At 44.1% G+C, this 20,130-nt stretch carries 16 protein-coding genes; 9 read left to right on the plus strand and 7 right to left on the minus strand.

Annotation, left to right across the window (positions count from 1 at the left end):
* The first annotated feature begins 558 nt into the window (after positions 1-558).
* The 5 genes from NFHSH190041_RS05160 to gabD all read left to right on the plus strand — a co-directional run bounded on the left by NFHSH190041_RS05160 (position 559) and on the right by gabD (position 6,268).
* Entirely contained in the window at positions 559-1,659 is a 1,101-nt protein-coding gene (locus tag NFHSH190041_RS05160) for a polyamine ABC transporter substrate-binding protein (RefSeq protein ID WP_315972970.1), read from the plus strand.
* A 104-nt stretch (positions 1,660-1,763) separates the two neighbouring features.
* Entirely contained in the window at positions 1,764-2,891 is a 1,128-nt protein-coding gene (gene potA, locus NFHSH190041_RS05165) for a polyamine ABC transporter ATP-binding protein (RefSeq protein WP_261924225.1), read from the plus strand.
* 5 nt (positions 2,892-2,896) lie between these two features.
* On the plus strand, positions 2,897-3,817 hold the full coding sequence (locus NFHSH190041_RS05170; protein WP_261925045.1) for an ABC transporter permease subunit: 921 nt from the start codon (positions 2,897-2,899) through the stop codon (positions 3,815-3,817).
* Positions 3,817-4,632, plus strand: coding sequence for an ABC transporter permease subunit (locus NFHSH190041_RS05175; protein ID WP_261924226.1), 816 nt, complete (start codon positions 3,817-3,819; stop codon positions 4,630-4,632). Before NFHSH190041_RS05170 ends, NFHSH190041_RS05175 begins: the two co-directional genes overlap by 1 nt.
* Before the next feature lie 187 nt (positions 4,633-4,819).
* A complete protein-coding gene (gabD, locus tag NFHSH190041_RS05180; protein ID WP_261924227.1) occupies positions 4,820-6,268 on the plus strand; it encodes an NADP-dependent succinate-semialdehyde dehydrogenase in 1,449 nt (482 codons plus the stop codon).
* Between the two features lie 71 nt (positions 6,269-6,339).
* On the opposite strand, the gene NFHSH190041_RS05185 is transcribed toward gabD, so the two are convergent.
* Both NFHSH190041_RS05185 and ric read right to left on the minus strand, forming a co-directional pair.
* Positions 6,340-7,359 carry a methyl-accepting chemotaxis protein gene (locus tag NFHSH190041_RS05185; RefSeq protein WP_261924228.1) on the minus strand — a complete coding sequence of 340 codons (1,020 nt, stop codon included), beginning with the start codon at positions 7,357-7,359 and terminating at the stop codon, positions 6,340-6,342.
* A 627-nt stretch (positions 7,360-7,986) separates the two neighbouring features.
* Positions 7,987-8,682, minus strand: coding sequence for an iron-sulfur cluster repair di-iron protein (ric, locus tag NFHSH190041_RS05190; protein WP_261924229.1), 696 nt, complete (start codon positions 8,680-8,682; stop codon positions 7,987-7,989).
* Positions 8,683-9,168: 486 nt separating this feature from the next.
* On the opposite strand from ric, the gene norR reads away from it, so the two are divergent.
* The 3 genes from norR (at position 9,169) to NFHSH190041_RS05205 (ending at position 14,799) form a co-directional block, all read left to right on the plus strand.
* Entirely contained in the window at positions 9,169-10,698 is a 1,530-nt protein-coding gene (gene norR / locus NFHSH190041_RS05195; RefSeq protein WP_261924230.1) for a nitric oxide reductase transcriptional regulator NorR, read from the plus strand.
* A gap of 188 nt (positions 10,699-10,886) precedes the next feature.
* Positions 10,887-13,145 carry a nitric-oxide reductase large subunit gene (locus NFHSH190041_RS05200; protein WP_261924231.1) on the plus strand — a complete coding sequence of 753 codons (2,259 nt, stop codon included), beginning with the start codon at positions 10,887-10,889 and terminating at the stop codon, positions 13,143-13,145.
* 421 nt (positions 13,146-13,566) lie between these two features.
* Positions 13,567-14,799, plus strand: coding sequence for a dicarboxylate/amino acid:cation symporter (locus NFHSH190041_RS05205; protein WP_261924232.1), 1,233 nt, complete (start codon positions 13,567-13,569; stop codon positions 14,797-14,799).
* Positions 14,800-14,875: 76 nt separating this feature from the next.
* On the opposite strand, the gene NFHSH190041_RS05210 is transcribed toward NFHSH190041_RS05205, so the two are convergent.
* The 3 genes from NFHSH190041_RS05210 to tsaA form a co-directional block, all read right to left on the minus strand.
* Positions 14,876-15,910: a hypothetical protein gene (locus NFHSH190041_RS05210; protein ID WP_261924233.1), complete on the minus strand. Its 1,035-nt coding sequence runs from the start codon at positions 15,908-15,910 to the stop codon at positions 14,876-14,878.
* Between the two features lie 164 nt (positions 15,911-16,074).
* Positions 16,075-16,413 carry a DUF1904 domain-containing protein gene (locus tag NFHSH190041_RS05215; protein WP_261924234.1) on the minus strand — a complete coding sequence of 113 codons (339 nt, stop codon included), beginning with the start codon at positions 16,411-16,413 and terminating at the stop codon, positions 16,075-16,077.
* A gap of 93 nt (positions 16,414-16,506) precedes the next feature.
* Entirely contained in the window at positions 16,507-16,980 is a 474-nt protein-coding gene (tsaA, locus tag NFHSH190041_RS05220) for a tRNA (N6-threonylcarbamoyladenosine(37)-N6)-methyltransferase TrmO (protein WP_261924235.1), read from the minus strand.
* Between the two features lie 434 nt (positions 16,981-17,414).
* On the opposite strand from tsaA, the gene NFHSH190041_RS05225 reads away from it, so the two are divergent.
* Complete coding sequence (locus NFHSH190041_RS05225; protein ID WP_261924236.1) at positions 17,415-18,176, plus strand: phosphatase PAP2 family protein; 762 nt, start codon at positions 17,415-17,417, stop codon at positions 18,174-18,176.
* 267 nt (positions 18,177-18,443) lie between these two features.
* Here NFHSH190041_RS05225 and NFHSH190041_RS05230 read toward each other — a convergent pair whose 3' ends face one another.
* Entirely contained in the window at positions 18,444-18,812 is a 369-nt protein-coding gene (locus NFHSH190041_RS05230; protein ID WP_261924237.1) for a hypothetical protein, read from the minus strand.
* 221 nt (positions 18,813-19,033) lie between these two features.
* Positions 19,034-19,942 (minus strand): DMT family transporter, encoded by a 909-nt coding sequence (locus NFHSH190041_RS05235; RefSeq protein WP_261924238.1) that lies wholly within the window; start codon positions 19,940-19,942, stop codon positions 19,034-19,036.
* Between the last annotated feature and the right edge of the window lie 188 nt (positions 19,943-20,130).

Here is a 20,130-nt window from a genome sequence, read left to right on the forward strand (position 1 = left end):
ACTGCGTCAGTATTGCGCAGGGATGACGGAATCTTCATTAGGGGCTTACTGTCTGTTTTTAATAAACTATTTATATATAAACACTTAGTGTTATTACCTTGAACTTGGGTGCAGGATGCTACTGGTTGAACTTTGCGACAACTTGTTGGTCTTAGCTGAGCTTTATTGTCCTAGCCTGTATCGGCTGATGGCTTTGCTCTGATGTCTCTATATTGAGGTTTCGACTTTATTAACCCAGCATGGCAGTCCCTGCGCTGTGAGCTGTTATCCGCGAGATAATTGATAAATGGTACTAGCTTAGGCGTTACTGTTTGGCGGGGGAATGCTTGCAGAGGGGCGAGTGTGGCAAGATTTGAAGCGTCAGTTAGTCCCTGAGGATGGAAGAAAGCAGACAGAAATAAGGTTTTTATGGCTTAGTGGGGTAAAAGTATGGTTTTTTACTGTGATTTTTGTCCCGTTGCAGCTGACATTTTCCCAAGGCATGATACATTACGCCGCCAATAATTTTACCGGCGCTGAACGTTTACCAGGCCGGTCGCTTCCTGTGAGGAGAACGCCTTGAAGCTGATTAACAAGTTTGTCCTGCTGACCCTGGTTACCGCAGGTCTGCTCACCAGTACGCTGGCTCGGGCAGAAGAGGTGGTCAGGGTATATAACTGGTCCGATTATATTGCCCCTAAGGTACTGGAAAATTTCGAAAAAGAAACTGGTATCCATGTGGTTTATGATGTGTTTGACTCGAATGAAGTCTTAGAGGCTAAACTGCTGTCCGGCCGCAGCGGCTATGATGTGGTGGTACCAACTAACCATTTTATGGCGAAGCAAATCCAGGCTGGTGCATTCCAGAAGCTGGATAAAAACAAGTTACCGAATTTAAAAAATCTGGATCCTAAGTTGATGAAACAGCTTGATAAAGTGGATCCAGGTAATCAATACAGCGTGCCTTATCTGTGGGGAACCACAGGCATTGGTTACAATGTTGACAAGGTGAAGGCCATTTTAGGGGATAATGCCCCGGTGGATTCCATGGCGCTGATTTTCGATCCTAAGTATGCCAAGCCCTTGGCTGAATGCGGCATCTCATTCCTTGACTCCCCTGATGAGATGATCCCCCATGCCTTGCAATATCTGGGATTAAACCCGAACTCGACGAAACGGGCTGACTATAAGAAAGCCGGCGAGCTGTTGTCAAAAGTGCGGCCGTATATCCGCTATTTCCACTCTTCCCGTTTTATTTCCGATCTGGCTAACGGTGATATCTGTGTCGCATTCGGTTTCTCCGGGGACATTTTCCAGGCCGCGCAGCGCGCTAAAGAAGCGAAAAACGGTCAGCATATTAAGTACAGTATTCCAAAAGAAGGCGCTAACCTTTGGTTTGATATGCTGGCGATTCCAGCTGATGCCGCCAATGTGGATAACGCCCATAAGTTTATTAACTATTTGCTGCGTCCGGATGTGATTGCCCAGATCTCTGATTATGTGGCTTACGCGAATCCGAACCTGCCGGCGCAGAAGTTGTTGGAACCTGAGATCCGTAATAATGCGGAAATTTATCCACCAAAAGAAGTGATGGATAAGCTGTTTTTAAATGATGTACGTCCACTGAAGGCGCAACGGGATATGACCCGGGTCTGGACTAAGGTCATTTCTGGCCGCTAATACGGAGCCGGCTGCCTAGGGCAGGCCTTAGGCAGCCGGTATGCATGATTGTGATTTGAACGCCGGCGCTGCTGGCGTTGATGTTTTTTGGGTTGGAGATTTATATGAGCGCGACTGCTGTGACCAGCAACAACTCAAACGCCCGGGATGTACTGCTCAAGATTGAGCGGGTGAGTAAAATTTTTGATGGTGTGCGTGCTGTAGATGAAGTGTCATTGACCATTGAGCGGGGAGAAATTTTTGCCTTACTTGGCGGGTCAGGGTCTGGCAAGACCACGCTATTACGGATGCTGGCGGGGTTTGAAACTCCGAGCGAAGGCCGAATTTTCCTCGATGGCCAAGACATTACTGATTTGCCGCCTTATGAGCGTCCCATCAATATGATGTTCCAGTCCTATGCTTTGTTCCCCCATATGACAGTTGAGCAGAATATTGCGTTCGGGCTGAAACAGGACCGGCTGGCAAAAGCGGAAATCACTGCTCGAGTGGCAGAAATGCTGAAGCTGGTGCGTATGGAGCAGTATGCCAAACGTAAGCCGCATCAATTATCCGGTGGTCAGCGTCAGCGGGTCGCCTTGGCGCGCTCTTTAGCTAAGCGGCCTAAGTTATTGTTGTTGGATGAGCCGATGGGCGCGCTGGATAAAAAACTGCGTACCCAGATGCAGCTGGAAGTGGTGGAAATTTTAGAGCGAGTTGGTGTGACCTGTGTGATGGTGACCCATGATCAGGAAGAAGCCATGACCATGGCTGGTCGCATGTCCATCATGAGTGAAGGCTGGGTGGTGCAGACAGGAACGCCGATGGATATCTATGAGGCGCCTAACAGTCGTATGGTGGCGGAGTTTATCGGCTCGGTAAACCTGTTTGAAGGTGAAATCGTTGAAGATAAAGCTGATCACGCCATTATCCAGTCGCCAACACTGCCTCAGTCGTTCTGTATTGGCCATGGTATTGCGACCAATGTTGAAGACAAGCATGTGTGGTTGGCTGTGCGGCCGGAGCGTACTTTAATCAGCCGTGCTCAGCCACAGCAGGAATATAACTGGGCTTGCGGCGTAGTGCATGATATTGCCTATTTAGGCGGGATCTCTGTGTATTACATCAAGCTGGAAAATGGCCAGATTGTACAGAGCTCTATGACTAACCGTGAGCGCGGTGCAGACCATCCGACTTGGGATGATGCGGTCTTTGTCAGCTGGGAGGCCACCAGTGGCGTGGTGCTGAGAACATGATGGCAATGAAACAGTGGTTACAGCGCAAAGGGCAGTTGAAACTGCCTTGGTTTAAAGGGCGGTACCTGACGTTGGGTATCCCTTACCTATGGCTGGTGCTGTTTTTTGCCCTGCCATTTGCCATTGTACTGAAGATCAGTTTTTCGTCGGCGGCTATTGCTATTCCGCCTTATGATCCGACCTTCAGTTATAGCGATGAAGTGCTTCAGGTCTTTATTAATCTGGGAAATTATTTGCTATTGGCAGATGATCCTCTGTATTACAGTGCCTATTTAAGCTCACTGAAAATGGCGGCTATCTCTACCGTGTTGTGCTTGATGATTGGCTACCCCATGGCTTATGCCATTGCCAAAGCACCGAAGCACCGTCAGCCATTACTGCTGATGTTAGTAATGCTGCCCAGTTGGACCTCATTTTTGATCCGTATCTATGCCTGGATGGGACTACTGTCCAATACAGGTTTGATTAACCATGTGCTTTTATATCTTGGGGTGATAAAGGAGCCGCTGCAGATCCTCAATACCAATATCGCTGTGTATATCGGTATTGTGTACGCTTACCTGCCGTTTATGATTTTGCCGCTTTATTCCACATTGTCGAAGATGGATGGTTCTTTACTTGAAGCCGCAGCTGATCTCGGTGCCCGTAAGTTGCAGGCATTCTGGCAAGTGACCTGGCCGCTGTCTCGGGGTGGGGTGATTGCAGGCTGTATGTTGGTGTTTATCCCGGCGGTGGGAGAGTTTGTGATCCCTGAGCTGTTGGGGGGACCTGATTCGCTGATGATAGGTAAAGTGCTGTGGCAGGAGTTTTTCAATAACCGTGATTGGCCGATGGCTTCTGCGTTGGCCATGGTAATGCTGCTGTTATTGATTATCCCCATTACTTTATTCCACCGGGCTCAGGCTCGCGCCATGGAGAATAACTGATGCCGATCCCTGCGAAAAAACCTGATTACTCCACTGTGATGCTGTGGCTGGGGTTGGCATTTCTGTATGCACCGCTGTTTATTTTGATTTTTTACTCATTTAACGCTTCTAAACTGGTGACAGTATGGGGTGGGTTCTCTGCTAAGTGGTATGTGGAGCTGTTTAAAGATGAGCAAATTCTTAATGCGGTGTGGACCAGTTTGACCATTGCCTTTTTCTCCGCCTCAATGGCAGTCGTATTAGGCACCATGGCGGCATTTGTGATGACTCGCTTTAAGCGTTCTTGGCTGCGGATGTCACTGTCTAACATGGTGACGGCACCTTTGGTGATGCCAGATGTGATTATTGGTTTAGCTTTGCTACTCCTATTTGTGCATATGGCTGATAGTTTTGGCTGGCCAGCAGAGCGGGGCCGGTTGACTATCTGGATTGCCCATTCCACTTTCTGCGCGGCTTATGTGGCTGTAGTGGTGTCATCTCGGCTGCGAGAGTTGGATAAATCCATTGAGGAAGCTGCGTTGGATTTGGGCGCGACACCACTGAAAACCTTCTTTCTGATCACTGTGCCTATGATTGCGCCGGCCTTAATGGCTGGTTGGTTGTTATCCTTCAGTTTATCACTGGATGATTTGGTGATTGCCAGCTTTACCTCTGGTCCGGGGGCGACGACTTTACCTATGGTGGTCTTTAGCTCGGTACGAATGGGGGTATCGCCTAAAATTAATGCTCTAGCAACATTGATTATCCTTGCGGTGTCTTTGTTAGCCTTTATTGCTTGGTTTATTGCCCGGCGCAGTGAAGCCAGAAGCCGTTAATTGGTATTTATATACAAAACAGGCCGCCTTTGGGCGGCCTGTTTGTTTTTGCTGTTTTATATTGATGCGAAATTGCAATGGTTGTGAAAAGGTGGCGTCAGGCTTAATGCTATTATGCCTGTAACGGCGCAGAATAGGGCGAACTGACGTGTTACAGTGTCAGCTATCCTGAAGTAAGGACTTTATTATGCAATTGAATCACACAGAACTCTTTCGGCAACAGGCTCTAATTAATGGCCACTGGTGCGATGCACTGGGCGGACTCCAGAGTAAAATTCTTAACCCAGCCACAGGAGCAGTACTGGGTTTTGTGCCATTAATGGGCCATGAAGAGACCCGTCGGGCCATTGATAGTGCCAATGCCGCATTGCCAGCTTGGCGCAGTAAAACCGCGGCAGAGCGCAGTGCTATTTTACAGCGTTGGTTTGAACTGATGCTGACCCACAAAGCGGATTTGGCCGCCATAATGACGGCAGAGCAGGGGAAGCCCCTGAGTGAAGCCGCTGGCGAAGTGAGTTATGCCGCCTCATTTGTGCAATGGTTTGCAGAAGAAGCAAAACGAATTTATGGCGATACCATTCCCGGCCATCAGGCAGATAAACGGCTGTTAGTGATTAAGCAAGGGATTGGCGTTTGTGCGGCGATTACCCCTTGGAACTTCCCGGCGGCGATGATTACGCGCAAAGTAGCACCTGCACTGGCTGCTGGTTGTACCATGGTGGTGAAACCAGCGCCTCAAACGCCATTTACGGCATTGGCACTGGCTCAGTTGGCCTTGATGGCCGGCGTACCTGCTGGCGTGTTGAATGTGGTTACAGGAGATGCGGTGCAGATTGGCAATGAGCTGTGTGGTAACCCTGTGGTGCGCAAACTCTCCTTTACCGGCTCCACCGGCGTCGGGGCCCATCTGATGAGTAATTGTGCACCCTATATTAAAAAATTGTCGCTGGAACTGGGGGGCAATGCTCCTTTTATCGTGTTTGATGATGCTGATCTGGATGCCGCGGTGCAGGGCGCCATGATTGCTAAATTCCGTAATAATGGTCAAACCTGTGTTTGTGCCAACCGTATTTATGTCCATGACAGTGTGTACGATGAGTTTGCCATGCGCTTGGCTGCAGCAGTGTCGGCCTTGCAGGTCGGGGATGGTACGGCTGCGGACGTAACGACAGGTCCTTTAATCAATCAGGCTGCTCTGGGCAAGGTTGAGGAGCATATTCGCGATGCTAAAGCAGGCGGCGCAACAGTGATATGCGGGGGTAAGCGTCATGCACTAGGAGGTTACTTCTTCGAGCCTACCGTCCTGACTGAGGTGACGGCAACCATGAAGATCACTCGAGAAGAAACTTTTGGCCCGGTGGCTGCGCTTATTCGTTTTCATGATACTGAAGAGGTGGTGACGGCTGCGAATGATACTGAGTTTGGTCTGGCGGCTTATTTTTATAGTCGGGATTTATCCCGTGTTTGGCATGTGAGTGAGGCCTTGGAATACGGTATGGTTGGGGTTAATACTGGGTTGATTTCCAATGAAGTTGCACCATTTGGTGGCGTAAAGGCATCAGGATTAGGTCGAGAGGGTTCTAAATACGGTATTGAAGAGTATCTGGAGCTTAAATATATTTGTATGTCGATATAGTAAATGACTTAAAATTAGGGAGGTAACTTATATTACCTCTCTAATTATTATGGTTTTTATAATGACTACATTTATAAGATAAACAATGAGAGTTTATTTTCTAATTTTTCATTCGCTTCGGTTAAGGCTATGCTGCTATTTTGAATTTGGTGGCTAATATTTTCAATAAAGTCTTTTGATTCTTTAATCTCTTTCATTGATTGGTTGATAATATTAATTTGATTTAAAATTTCTGATAAATCTCTGCCATCATTATTATCTGATTTAATATGATTTAGGACATTATCAATTGAAATAACGGCAATATTGACGGCATCCGTTGATGATTGATAATCGCTTGAAATGTCCATTAATTCTAATTTTTGCTGACTTAAATCGGCATTAATGGTGTCAACTGAGTCTGAAATAATCTCTACGATATTAGTAATATCACTTAAACTAGTTTGTGTGGACAATGCTAATTGTCTTACTTCTTCTGCAACTACAGCAAAACCTTTTCCCTGTTCACCCGCCCTTGCGGCTTCGATAGCGGCATTAAGGGATAGTAGATTGGTTTGGTCCGCAATCGATTTTATCACAGTAACAAATTTTTTAATTGAAATGGCCATATCTTGTAATTTGTTGAAAGATATATGCATTTTTTCAACATTCTCAATGTACTGATTTAATTTTTGCAGTGATGACGCATTATTTTCATTGAGTTGTTCTAGTTCAGTTTTGATTTCTTCTGTGGAATCAGCGCTCTTTTTTAGCCGATTAAAGGTAGATTCTGATAATTTCTCAAAGTTGGTGAGATTTGCAATGGTACTATCATATTCTTTACCATGGAACTTTAGGTTTGTATTAATGGTATTTACATCCATATGGAGGTTGTCAGCAATTTTAATACTCGCCTTAGATGACGTTTTAATCGTGTGTAGAGTATCAGTAATACGGATTCTGAATGACTCAACAACCGAAAGAAAGTCTGTCATTTCTTTATTCATGCTGGTATTGATGTCATTTTTTATACTGAGGTTATTATTTTCAAAATTATTTAAATACTGTTTTATCCTTGCAAATGAATCCACTCCCCATTTTTTCTCATCCATATCATGGATGATTATCGTTATAATAAGGAGTAGTTGTAGGATAATAGAAATATGATGTTCTGTGAATAACATAACATTAACGAGCAGGATAATAATTGCTAGCCAATGGGTTGTGCGCATTCTAAAGAAAAGAGACTTAAACATAATAAAGTATTGTTGAATTTATAGTGAGCTAGTGAGTAAATTTAGTATCTTTATACGAGATACGATCTCACAAAATTCCTTAAGTGAGATCGTATAACATTATTTCAATATTATCTTTTGGTTTTTATTTTTCTAATACAAAATCCGGAATACAGAGTGAACATGAATACTGCTAACATGATGCAAAATAGTCTAACCCAATCTTGACCATTATCTAGCCTTTGTAGAATAAAGTTAAAGCCACTAATAGCCCATACGACAAAAGCCAGTAGGTATAGTGTATATTCCAAAAAAATATTAATTTTTCTGCTCATTAAGAATAAACTAAATGGAACAATACAGCAGATAATTGTCGCGAGATAATGAGCACTTCGTAAATAATGTGCACCAATTAGTAAAAATGATATTAAAACGATTAAAAAACGCCACCACATAAACAATCCTTATTACAATTAGTTGATGAAGTTTTGTAGCATACCAAAATTAGTTATTTTGTAATGAGATCGCTTTTGGAAATAAAATATTATTTTCTATGTGGACATGTTTATGTGTGTTAGCTTCAAAATCCGCTAAGGTGGCATAACATACTTTCCATGTAGTACAGGCATAATCTGGAGCTTGATAATTATCAGTGATATTACTAAGGTTTTTTAAAATATTACCTACAACATCATGTTCTGATTCCATAGCAAATATTGGCTTTTCAATATTTTCACAGCATCCGGTTGCTTTTAATCCATTTTCCAGTGTGATGATACCAGGAAATAATACTTGTTCTTCTTTATCTAAATGGTGAACTAAATCATTACGTAATTCATAAATACAAGCTGCGACCTCATTAATCACTGTGTGTCTTGCGCCATGCGCTTTTACCATTTTTTGGGCATATTCCACTAAAAGTGGTAGTTTTTCTCTAGTATAGATATGGTGTTTTTCAATGATATAGTCAATTAGATCCGCTGACGTCATATTAGCAAGCGCATTTTCTTGAACACCTTCATTTTGCAAACGCTCTAAGGCAGCTAATACAACGGTTTCGTTTGCAGCAGCTCTCTCAATGGCTGATTTTAATGTTCGTTGGCCGCCACAGCAAAAATCAATTTTGTTTTCTGTGAAAATATGAGCGGTGCGATAGTCTTTTGCAACTATATCCCCAACTTTAGCTCCAAGAATACTCATTTTACACTCCTAATTTATAAGTCAGTCAAACAATCTTGCTAATGCAATTAATTTAAAAATTAAGATGGATAAAAACAAGTAAAAATAAGTTTATTTGTATGGTGTCAAATTGACAATAATATTGTCATTTCAATATATCCAAATGACAATAATAAGGATAATAATTAATTGATTTAAAATTAAAATGCCATTTTTTCTACTTTATTTTATTAAGTATTTTATTGATAATACAGATGATATTAATAGAATTACGCTATAAATTTTGAGTGAAATTGTAGAGAAATTCTACACAGGATGTGTGTTGGCTATATGTTGTCATAAAGCGGCTTTGATGGTTGTTGTTATGTTATAATGACACTTATTTCCCGCGGAAAGAAACAATTTGAATTAAAAATAAACAATATTTTAATATTGTACCTAGTTCGACCAAGGTTTGTCTCTGCTCCCTGTTTATCTAAAATTTTACCAATTGATGGAGGAATAAGTATGTTGCTTGCAAGTGATCTGTCTCAACTAGCAATCAACCTAAATCAAGAGGCGTCATGTAAAGATAGATTTAGACGAATGCTAAGTTTGTTGCGGGACTTACTAGAGTGTGATGCATCAGCATTGATGATTTTTAAAGATCAGCAGTTTATCCCTTTAGCAATGTGTGGATTAGCGGAAGATGTTGTTGGCCGTCACTTTTGTATCGCTGAACATCCTAGGTTAAAAGCGATTGCTTTAGCTGATGATATTGTCCGTTTCCCTGCAAATTCTACTTTGCCAGATCCATTTGATGGGTTGATTCCCAATGAGACTGGAAAGCTCTATATTCATGGCTGTATTGGTTTTCCTTTACGGATAAACCAGCAATTGATTGGTGCTTTAACGATTGATAGTTTTAATGCAGATGCATTTTCTCGATTTACTGATAATACGCTAAGAACCATTTCATCGATTACAGCCGCGGCTTTGTATAATGCGCTATTAATTGAGCGGCTAGAAAGTAAACTTGCTAATGGCGATGCTGAAAATGTTTTTGAGAATATGATTACATCCGATACTGAGATTATTGGAGAAAGTCAGCAAATCAGAGCGTTAAAGTCAGAAATCATGGCCGTATCGGCGTGTGAGTTAAACGTGTTGATACTGGGAGAAACCGGTGTAGGTAAAGAATTAGTCGCTAAAGCTATTCATGGATCCTCAACGAGAAAAGATAAGCCACTGATTTATCTAAATTGTGCTGCTTTACCTGAGTCAGTTGCTGAGAGTGAGCTATTTGGTCATATTAAGGGGGCTTTTACTGGTGCAATCAATAATCGACAGGGAAAATTTGAGTTAGCTGATACCGGCACATTGTTTTTAGATGAAATCGGTGAATTACCGCTCAATTTACAAGCTAAATTATTGCGAGTCATTCAGTATGGCGATTTACAGCGGGTTGGTGATGATAAAAACTTAAAAGTTGATGTAAGAATTATTGCGGCAACGAATAAGGATTTGCTTACCGAAGTTAATGAAAATCGATTTAGAGCTGATTTGTATCATAGATTGAGTGTTTTTCCTATTATGGTTCCACCATTACGGGAACGGGGTGATGATGTTATTTTATTAGCCGGATATTTTATTGAAAAGATTAGAATTAAATTGGGTATATCCCATATAAAATTATCATCTACATCGTTAAAAAGCATTATGCATAATGATTGGTTAGGTAATGTAAGGGAATTGGAAAATGCAATATATCGCGCGGCCATTATGGCCAAATCTGAAGCCAGTTCAAATATTGTTACTATTGAAATAAAGCACTTTAATAAGATGTTTCCTTGTCATAAAGAGCTTGATTCAACGATGGATAGCGTTATGGCCGCTTGGAGTGGTGAGCCGTTACGTGAAGCGACAGATAATTTTCAGAAAAATATACTGCATGAGGTATTACAAATAAATAAAAATAATTGGTCGGCAACGGCCAGGGATTTAGGCATGAATAGTGGTAATCTGCATCGATTAGCGAAAAGATTAAATATCAAATGATAATTTAATTTAGACAATGATTTAACGATATTATTCAGTGTCATAATGACACTATGTTGTTTTTTAGAGGTATTTCAGATTGATTTCCCGGTATACAGAAAAAATATAAGCTATTGTTATTTAAAGAAAATCTTTTTGGCATGCAAATTGTATCTGTGACGATACAATTCGGTTTTAGATTTCTTTTAATGACTAAACAAAAACGACTATTTGGGATATTGATTTTAGTTTGCCTAATTTCATTCACTGTTTTATTGAGTTTGGGCAGTCAAATTTATCGCGAAGCTCCCCCGATACCTACTCGGGTTGTTGATGTTTCCGGTAACCTGATTTTTAATCATGATGATATCTACCAGGGCGAGATGGTTTGGCGCTCTATGGGTGGACACCAATTAGGTTCCATATGGGGCCATGGTGCTTATGTTGCACCTGATTGGACGGCAGATTGGTTACACAGGATCAGTCAGGCAATGTTACATGGGATGGCCAAACAGCAGTTTGGCCTTGAATATGATGCATTGACTTCACCACAGCAGGCTTTATTAGAAAAAGCCCTGCAGCAAGAGTTAAAAACCAATACTTTTGACCCTGATACCGGCACGATTACAGTGTCAGTATTGCGGGGACAGGCGATTAAAGCATTACAGCAACATTATGAAAAACTATTCGGTAATGATCCGTCGTTGCATCAATTGCGTGACGATTATGCCATGAAGGACAATACAGTTGCTGCTGCCGAACACCGTAAACTCTTACCAGCGTTTTTCTTCTGGAGTGCTTGGGCTGCAGTCACCCAGCGTCCGGGGGAAAATTATACCTATACCAATAATTGGCCCTATGATCCTGTTATTGGCAATGTGCCGACGCCGGATAATGTGATTTGGTCCATTATGAGTGTGGTGGTATTACTGGCTGGTATTGGTGCATTGACTTGGTACTATGCCTCACAGAAACATGAACCTTTACCTCAGCCACCTGCAGAGGACCCACTGTTTGGTGGTAAGTTAACGCCATCACAAAAGGCGGTTGGTAAATATTTCCTTACCGCAATAGGCTTGTTTCTGCTGCAAATTGTGCTTGGCGGCGTTACTGCGCATTATGCCGTTGAAGGCCAAGCCTTTTATGGTATTCCTCTCGCTAAAATTCTGCCTTATTCCTTAACCCGGACTTGGCATACGCAACTGGCGGTATTCTGGATTGCAACCATCTGGCTGGCGACCGGGTTATTTATTGCCTCATCTTTATCTGGCCATGAACCTAAATATCAGAAATTGGGCGTTAATGTGCTCTGGGTGGCTTTGCTGATCGTTGTATTGGGTTCTATGGCGGGGGAATGGTTTGCAGTACAGCAGTATTTCAATCTTGATTTGAGCTATTTTATCGGCCATCAAGGACAGGAATATATCGATTTGGGCCGTATTTGGCAGATCCTGCTGTTTGCTGGATTATTAATTTGGCTAACGTTGGTAACCCGAGCAATTAAACCTATCTTAGGTAAGCAGACCGAAATGTCACCGGTTATTTGGGTGCTTTATGCCTCTTGTGTGGCAATTGGGCTGTTTTACGGTGTGGGATTATTCCAAGGTAAGCATACTAACCTGGCAATGGCGGAATACTGGCGTTGGTGGGTGGTGCACCTTTGGGTTGAAGGTTTCTTTGAAACCTTTGCGACAGCGGTTATTTCCTTGATGTTTGTCCGTTTGCAATTGGTTCGGGCGAAAATAGCTAACTTAGCCGTGGTATTTACTACGATTGTCTTTTTGACTGGTGGTTTGATTGGTACTTTACATCATTTGTATTTTACTGGTACGCCAACATCGGTAATTGCTTGGGGAGCGGTATTCTCCGCCCTTGAAGTGGTTCCTTTGGCATTGATTGGTTTTGAAGCGGTAGACAGTTATCGGATGCGAAACCATACCCATTGGATGAAGCGTTATAAGTGGGCGATCTTATTTTTTGTCGCCACGGCATTTTGGAACTTAGTTGGTGCAGGGGTGCTGGGCTTTTTGATTAATCCGCCGATTTCGCTGTATTTTATTCAGGGACTGAATACAACCGCAACCCACGCCCACGGTGCTTTTATGGGGGTATATGGGATGTTGGGGATCGGTTTGATGCTGGCTTGTTTACGGGGATTGACTGGCAAAAATAATACGATGTGGAATGATAAATTATTACAGTATGCTTTTTGGCTGTTGAATATCGGCTTGGGGCTGATGATTTTTGTTTCACTGTTGCCAGTAGGATTGGTGCAGTTCTTTGAAGTATTGCAACATGGTTACTGGTTTGCTCGGTCACCGGCTGTAATACATAGTCAGTTGATAAGTGATTTAACTTGGTTACGGATGCCCGGGGATATTGTTTTTGCTTGTGGTGGTCTCTGTGTGGCGCTGTTTTTATGCCGTCTGGTACAAGGCGTGTTGAAAAGTCGGCAGGTTGCACACTAAATTTATCTTATTCGTCATGTAGCACATTTGAGCGGGTATCATTGATATCCGCTTTTTTGTCGCCGGTATTTGACTCATTGGGTAATGAAAGTGAGGTGTGAAACGCTATGGCGATGAATCTATCTTGAGGATATGAATATGCCTGCAGGAGCGGGTTGCCTGTGGCATAGCACCATTTATTAGTAATCACTGCATAAACTGCACTTTTTAGCCTACTTTGACATGTGCTTTTGTGGATAATTGAATTTACGCGCTGGATTTTTATATAACGAATTATTGTTTAGTGTGTTTTTTAATGCTTTGTTTGTTTTATGCGCTCAATAGATAATATTTCACACTTACCATGCTAGGAACTGTGATACCTTAGCGGTCATTGATTCAAGCGACACCTTTAGATCGCAGTGACAAGACCGGAGCATTTGTGGAAAAGCAGCGCAGCATATTTAAGAACATAGGGGTACAGGTGGTGATTGCCATGATCATCGGTGCCTTGGTTGGAGCTGGCATGGGAAAAGATGCCGCCATATTTGAGCCCCTGGGCACCATTTTTATCAATTTGGTGAAAATGTTGGTGATCCCGCTGGTGCTGGTGTCCATTGTGTCAGGTGCTGCTAGCCTGGGTGATAGCCCTTCTGCCGGTAAAATAGGTATCGGGACATTTGCCTTCTTTATTGTCACATCTGGTATTGCTGTGTCTATGGCATTGCTGATGGGGAACTTCTTTCAGCCGGGCGCCGGAGTAGACTTTACCGCGCATGCGGGGCATCTGAGCCAAGTGACCGCTGAGCAAGGGAAGATGCCCAGCATGATAGAAACTATCGTCGGTATGATCCCCACCAATGTGTTTGAGTCCCTCAATGGTGGCAATATTTTGCAAATTTTGGTGTTCAGCATCTTTTTTGGTATTGCCTTGACCAAGGTTAAGGGCGAGGGTGCTAAGCCGATTATCAGTGGACTGAATACGGTAGTGGATGCCTTTGTATGGATGATCAACTGTGTGATGATCATTGCGCCAATCGGGGTGTTTGGTCTGATGGCGAACTCTGTCGGTACCTTTGGCTTCCAAGCATTGGAAGTGGTGCTGAAACTGTTTATCGTCTTTGTGGTAGCGATTTTAATTTACGGTTTTATCTTCTTCCCACTGATGGTGAAGTTATTTTCTAAGGTGTCTGCTCGCCAGTTTATTTCGGCGATGAAAAAGCCCCAGGTAATGGCGTTATCAACGTCATCATCTATGGCCGCGTTACCTGTCAATATGGAAACCTGTGAAGAAGAGTTAGGCGTATCAAAAGCAACGGCTGCATTTGTACTGCCGTTGGGTGCAACGATTAATATGAGTGGTAACGCCATTTATTACGGCCTAGTGGCGACGTTCTTTGCTCAGATGTATCACATTGATCTTGGTATGGCTGCTTATGTCGCGATTATCTTTACCTCTACTTTGGGTGCGATTGGCCAAGCGGGTGTACCAGGACCTTCTTTCCTTGTGGTTGCTGTGTTACTCGCAGCAGGGATCCCGATTGATGGTTTGCCACTGTTGTTCGCGCTGGACCGTGTATTTGACATGATCCGTACCTCGCTGAATATCACAGGTGATGCGGCTTGCGCTGTGATTATGGATAGATTTAGTCCGAAAGCGACCCAATCATTGTGATAACCTCGGGCGGTATTACAGTGTAATAAAAAGGGCAACCTAAACAGGTTGACCTTTTTGTTATGTCGTTGGATTGTCAGATTGTTGGTGCCAGAAAAATAGTGCCCCCCTGGGGCGCACTGAGTTCGATGGTTTCTGTATTCATGCCTGATACCCAACTACCTGCCAGTTGACCATGGGAGAGGTTTTGCCATATTCGCCCATGTTGATGTGTAATGGAACGGCGGGGTGTAAATGGCTTATCTTCAGCGATAAAGGCATAGTCATGGGCAAACATGGCAAAGATGTCAGCCACTCCCTCTTTAAAGTAAGTTCTCAGTAAGTGAGCATCATTTTTTAGCCATACTGCGGCTTGGCGCATTGCCAACTCATGCCCTGATAGTGGGGCTTCCAGTGCTTTGAGTTTCTTTTGTAGTTTATTGCGGGCAATAATGCGTTCGCGTTTATCTTTTGGCAGCGGGGTAAATTTAGCGTTCAGTGCAGCCTTTGCTTTCGCTATTTCTTCTTCATCGCGCATATTATTGACCATAGGGATTGCGGGGGACTGGTATAAAAAGTGATTTTGGTACAGTAGCTCAGGTCTTTTCCCGTTAGCGTTGCCTTGATATAGGCTTGCTTCGAGTACGACATGCAGATGACGTTTCGATATCGTTAGGCTGTATTCAGGCGAGAGCAATACGGCGATCTCGCCGGGCTGGAGTCCGATACCGCGGATACCTTTTTTCGGTGTTTCTTTCCATACTGTCACTGGTCTGCCAGTTAAGTCCGGAATATTGTCCAGCAGGATATGATACTGGTGCTTGTAGGCACGGTGTAGGGCATCAGGTCCAAGCTTTTCCCTTAACTGTAAAATGGTCTGTTCTGCATTATTGGCATTATAGGCATTGACACCAGCATCAACTAAAGCACCGACCAGTGCGCCTAATGCGCCAGCGCCGACAACTTGGTTTTGCTGCTGTTCAAATTGGGCATCAAGATCTGGCGCAGATAGATCGGCGATAACACGGGTTTGTTGCAGGTAATTGGTGTCTGGCTGGCGTAGATCGCTGCGATAGGTGGTTGCACAACCGCTGACCATCACCAACACTGAAATCATGAGTAAAAAACGCATATTTTAGTCCTTTAAAACATTAGCTTATTCTTTGAATTTTTATGCGCAGACAGCGTATTACCGAGTTGTATGAAAGTAAATAAATAGTTGCATTTGTGCGGCGGGCGGAGAAAGGTGGCTAATGCCACCTTGCGTATAGTATGACTAAACTTATTTGTTAACAGTTAGCCGTAGTGACGGCCATTGTCATAGTAATCAGAGGGGGTCAGTTTAGTGAAAATAACGGCCACGTCTTGCTCTGGTTTTTCCATCACATCACGCACTAGCTGAGTTACCCGGCGGGCAATCTCATCCTGAACGTCTTGCCCCCGGTCAAAATACAGCACTTCGACAAAGGGATAAGCTGCAAAATCCTCTCCCTCAGCGAAAAACTGGGCAGGAATATGCTCAATGGTAAAGTGAGCCCGTGGGCTGTTCATCAACTCTGCCAGTGCATCAACTAAGGGTGTTGATACCTGTTTGACCTGTTGGGCATCAATGGCCCGGAAACGAAAATGAGGCATGGTAATTCTCCAATTATCACCGGGGCATTTGTAAAGAGTGTGGGAGTCATAACCCGTAAACCCCGGTAGGTGGGATGACAGTTGAACGGGAGTTTACCCGAATCTGTCATCGGACAGCGTGGTTTTTGGATCCATTCCTTGTTGATACCAACCATCTCGAGTATTCGGGATGTTATCAAATGCTTGAATATAAGGTTTGATATCGATAATCGGGGTGTTGTTGAGCATATCTATCCCATGGACATAGATAACATTGTCTTCAATGCGATCGATGGCGACAATGCTCAGACCAATAGGATTTGGGCGTTTAGGGGAGCGGGTGGCAAAAATTCCCCGTTTTACTGTGTCTAGAAACGGTTTTACCATCAGTTCGCCAGGCTGGCTTTGGTGCAGATGAAACAGTACATAAATATGGGAAAATCCGGCTAGATCTGTTAACCCTTGAACATATTCCGGATCGATAACCAAGCGACCGGTATTACTGGCAACGCCAGCACCCTGAATGGGCATACTGGCGATGCTGTCATAAGCGGTTTCTGCGTGACCTATGGCGGTAAATTGGATCATGTTAGGCGCTCTGGCAAAAACCGTTACTCTAACGGATTAGCTCATCTGGGTCTGGCTATCGGCCACATTTTCTGAATTTTCATGCATCTATAGCTAAAACTACCTTACGGTATGGGCCAATAGGTGTATTGATTTGAGGCCGTTAGACCAACTAAATGAATAAGTTACAGAATTATGCTCTTTTATGCATGATGGCTGATAATACGGAGATCGCATGAATGAGTGAGGTTGACTCTAGGCTCTCCAGTGTTAGCTCATTTGCATTAACGCTATCCTCATATTAACCATTTTATTGTAAAGCGATGAAATAGAATGGGCAGTATTTGGACAAAACAAAGATTAACAAATGTTTACTTTGGCTGATTGGCTGCTGAAAATACGTCATTGTGTGCCAGAATATCGCCATTTACTGAATCATCTAATCGGGGACGATTTTGCAAGCTTCATCCAAGAATTTTATTTTGGCGGCCTTTTGGGTTCTGTTACTGCTGATGCCACTGGCACTGTTACTTAGCCACAGTCAGCTGTTTCCCATGCTGGATCTAAAAGGGGATATTGCCCAGATTTTTTACGGTATCACTATGACGGGCACCACCCCTTGGGGGATTGGCTTTATTCTGGTGGTCCTGGCAATTTGTTTGCGTCTGTTACCCCGTCGCTTGTTTGTGCAATTATTTCTTGCGGTTGCGATTAGCCAAAGTGCAGGTTTGGTGCTGAACCATGCGGTGAAACCTCTGTTTCATGAAGCTAGACCCAATATTCAGTGGCTGGCCGGGTATATGCAGATTAATAAAGGGTATTTTTATTCGCAGGATAAGCCCCAGCGTCAACGTATGATGCGTGAGGCGATTAATGTCAATGCGAGGACACTGCCGATGTCCAAAGCCATTGCCAACCATTGGGTGCGCGAGGTGAGTTACTCTTTCCCTTCTGGTCATACTCAATTTGCCGTGTCATTTGCTTTGATTGTCAGTTTTTATCTGCTGAGTGCCGGCATTGTCTCTATGCCACTACTGATGTTGGGCTGGGCCTTATTGATGGGGTTGAGCCGGATGTTTTTGGGATTACATTGGGCTCAGGATGTGCTGGCCTCAACGCTGGTTGGCGGCATACTCGCTTGGATCACTTTGGTATTGGTTCAGACGCTGTCGCCCAAATTATTGGATAAAGTGCCGTCACTTAATCAGAGTAAGTAATTCAGGTTTAGTATTGTCATAGGCCAAATAAAGACAAGCAGACTGCGTATTGGGCAGTCTGCTTTTTATATGCCATTAACAGCTCAACAAAGCGAAAAACCTGTTTAGCCAACCACTATGGACAGAATTTGGCGTGCTTGGCGCCTGTCGGTTTATTGCTACTATCAGTTAATCAGGTAGTGCAATACATATTAACGCCTCGGCTTTGTATAAAGCTCCCTCAAATCGCCGCCAAAATAAACTTGAAGGCTCAGCAGAGCTTAGCAATCAACGGGACGCCTGAGATACGGCTTCATAGCCGCGATAGGCTTGACTGCCCTGTTTGGCTACCCCGGTGCCGGTTTCTCCCCAATGGCCCTCTGGCATCTGTTGTTTTTCTTCCCAGGTGTACCAATGATGGCCAGTTTTATCCTGATACCATTCTTCTCTGAGGGACAGATAGTAGGGTTGCTCCCCTGGCAGATGGACAGGTTGGCCGGATGAGCGGGTATGCACCAACACGGCACCTGCGGGGATAATATGCAGAAAATGGTGACTCAATTTCTGGGAAGAGGTTTGGCTGGTTGCCCCGGCCTGAGAAGATATCATCAGTGTAGTGGCCAATATGCTACCGGCCAGTAATGCAAATTTCATCATAAAGCCCCTGTCTGTTGCCCGCCAAAGAATAATGTGGTGAAAATTTCACCTGCATTCAACATGCAGTGTCTGCGGTCTGATTGCAAGTTTCAACTTGGCTGAGGGAAAAATGCCCTTTAGGGGCTGACAAGGGGGTAAATCATACTGGTATTTTCTTTGCTACCGTCTGGGACGGTTTGGCGGTGGTGATTTTATTCGTCATTAGAGCTATCCGAGCATGGTTATTTGGCGGCTTTGATCCGTCTGTGGCTGGCACTGTGATACAGCAGCAATCCGGCTAGAACCAAGGCAGCCCCAAAGGCCAGCTGCCAGTTGAGTGGTTCATGGTTGAGCCAACCACCGAGTAAAATAGCAAAGGCCGGGGTGATCAGGGTGACTAAGGTAACCGTGCTGGCTTTAAGGTATTTCAGAATATAGAAGTAAGCGACAGAGGCGATAAGTGAGCCAAAGATGCCGAGATAGATCACTGCGGTGATGGACTTATCACTCCAGTGTTGCACCGGCACAGTACCATCAAATATCAGCCACGCGGCAAAAAATACTGGTAAAGACATGCCCAGTGAACCAACTGTGGTTGCCAACGGGTGAATATTGACCCGCACCGTTTTGACTAACACCGCACTGAGACTAAATAGAAACACCGCCCCTAACATCAACATAATGCCAAGGCCTATATGTTGGCCCCGGGTCATCTTATCTGCACACACAATACCTAGGCCGATAAATGCCACCAGAAAACCGGTGATTTGCCGGCGGTTAAAGCCAGGTTCGTCCAGAATACGCCTGGCGAGCAGCCCGGAAATAATCGGTGCCAATCCGAAAATCAATGACATGGTTCCTGATGCGAGATAGCGGGCAGCGAAGTAACTCAGCAGCATGCCACCCACAAGACCTATGGTGGAATAGCCATACAGTGTCAGTGCTGCACGGTAGAGCGGTAACCGAATACGCATCACGGTTAGCAATATTACCCCCAGTAGCCAGCCAATAGCCATGCGCAGCAGTACGGCCATGGTGGGGTGGATTGTTTCGCTGCTCCAGACAATCCCCAGCGGTGTGGTGGACCAGATGGCCACTCCCAACAAGAAAGCAAAGGGGACGGCGCGGGGAATAGACCCAGTATCCGGCATGATATTTCCTTGTGAATATAATGGTGACGTGATGGCTGACAGTCTGAACCGAGAGTGGCAAGGCGCGATTGCCAAGCATGATTTTTTATTAGCATCAGGTTCTGCTGCAGTGTAAGTGAAGCGCCCGATAGGGAAAACATCTTATTGTCATGCTGTGAAGCGTTAGCGATTTTTTCACCGCTGGAGAT

Source organism: Shewanella sp. NFH-SH190041, assembly GCF_024363255.1.
GTDB lineage: Bacteria > Pseudomonadota > Gammaproteobacteria > Enterobacterales > Shewanellaceae > Shewanella.

Bases quoted from the DNA above. Each gene is read 5' to 3' on its own strand.
- potA (WP_261924225.1), top strand. From the start codon at position 1,764: ATGAGCGCGACTGCTGTGACCAGCAACAACTCAAACGCCCGGGATGTA.
- NFHSH190041_RS05170 (WP_261925045.1), top strand. From the start codon at position 2,897: ATGAAACAGTGGTTACAGCGCAAAGGGCAGTTGAAACTGCCTTGGTTT.
- NFHSH190041_RS05175 (WP_261924226.1), top strand. From the start codon at position 3,817: ATGCCGATCCCTGCGAAAAAACCTGATTACTCCACTGTGATGCTGTGG.
- gabD (WP_261924227.1), top strand. From the start codon at position 4,820: ATGCAATTGAATCACACAGAACTCTTTCGGCAACAGGCTCTAATTAAT.
- NFHSH190041_RS05185 (WP_261924228.1), bottom strand. From the start codon at position 7,359: ATGGATGAGAAAAAATGGGGAGTGGATTCATTTGCAAGGATAAAACAG.
- ric (WP_261924229.1), bottom strand. From the start codon at position 8,682: ATGAGTATTCTTGGAGCTAAAGTTGGGGATATAGTTGCAAAAGACTAT.
- norR (WP_261924230.1), top strand. From the start codon at position 9,169: ATGTTGCTTGCAAGTGATCTGTCTCAACTAGCAATCAACCTAAATCAA.
- NFHSH190041_RS05200 (WP_261924231.1), top strand. From the start codon at position 10,887: ATGACTAAACAAAAACGACTATTTGGGATATTGATTTTAGTTTGCCTA.
- NFHSH190041_RS05210 (WP_261924233.1), bottom strand. From the start codon at position 15,910: ATGCGTTTTTTACTCATGATTTCAGTGTTGGTGATGGTCAGCGGTTGT.
- NFHSH190041_RS05215 (WP_261924234.1), bottom strand. From the start codon at position 16,413: ATGCCTCATTTTCGTTTCCGGGCCATTGATGCCCAACAGGTCAAACAG.
- tsaA (WP_261924235.1), bottom strand. From the start codon at position 16,980: ATGATCCAATTTACCGCCATAGGTCACGCAGAAACCGCTTATGACAGC.
- NFHSH190041_RS05230 (WP_261924237.1), bottom strand. From the start codon at position 18,812: ATGATGAAATTTGCATTACTGGCCGGTAGCATATTGGCCACTACACTG.
- NFHSH190041_RS05235 (WP_261924238.1), bottom strand. From the start codon at position 19,942: ATGCCGGATACTGGGTCTATTCCCCGCGCCGTCCCCTTTGCTTTCTTG.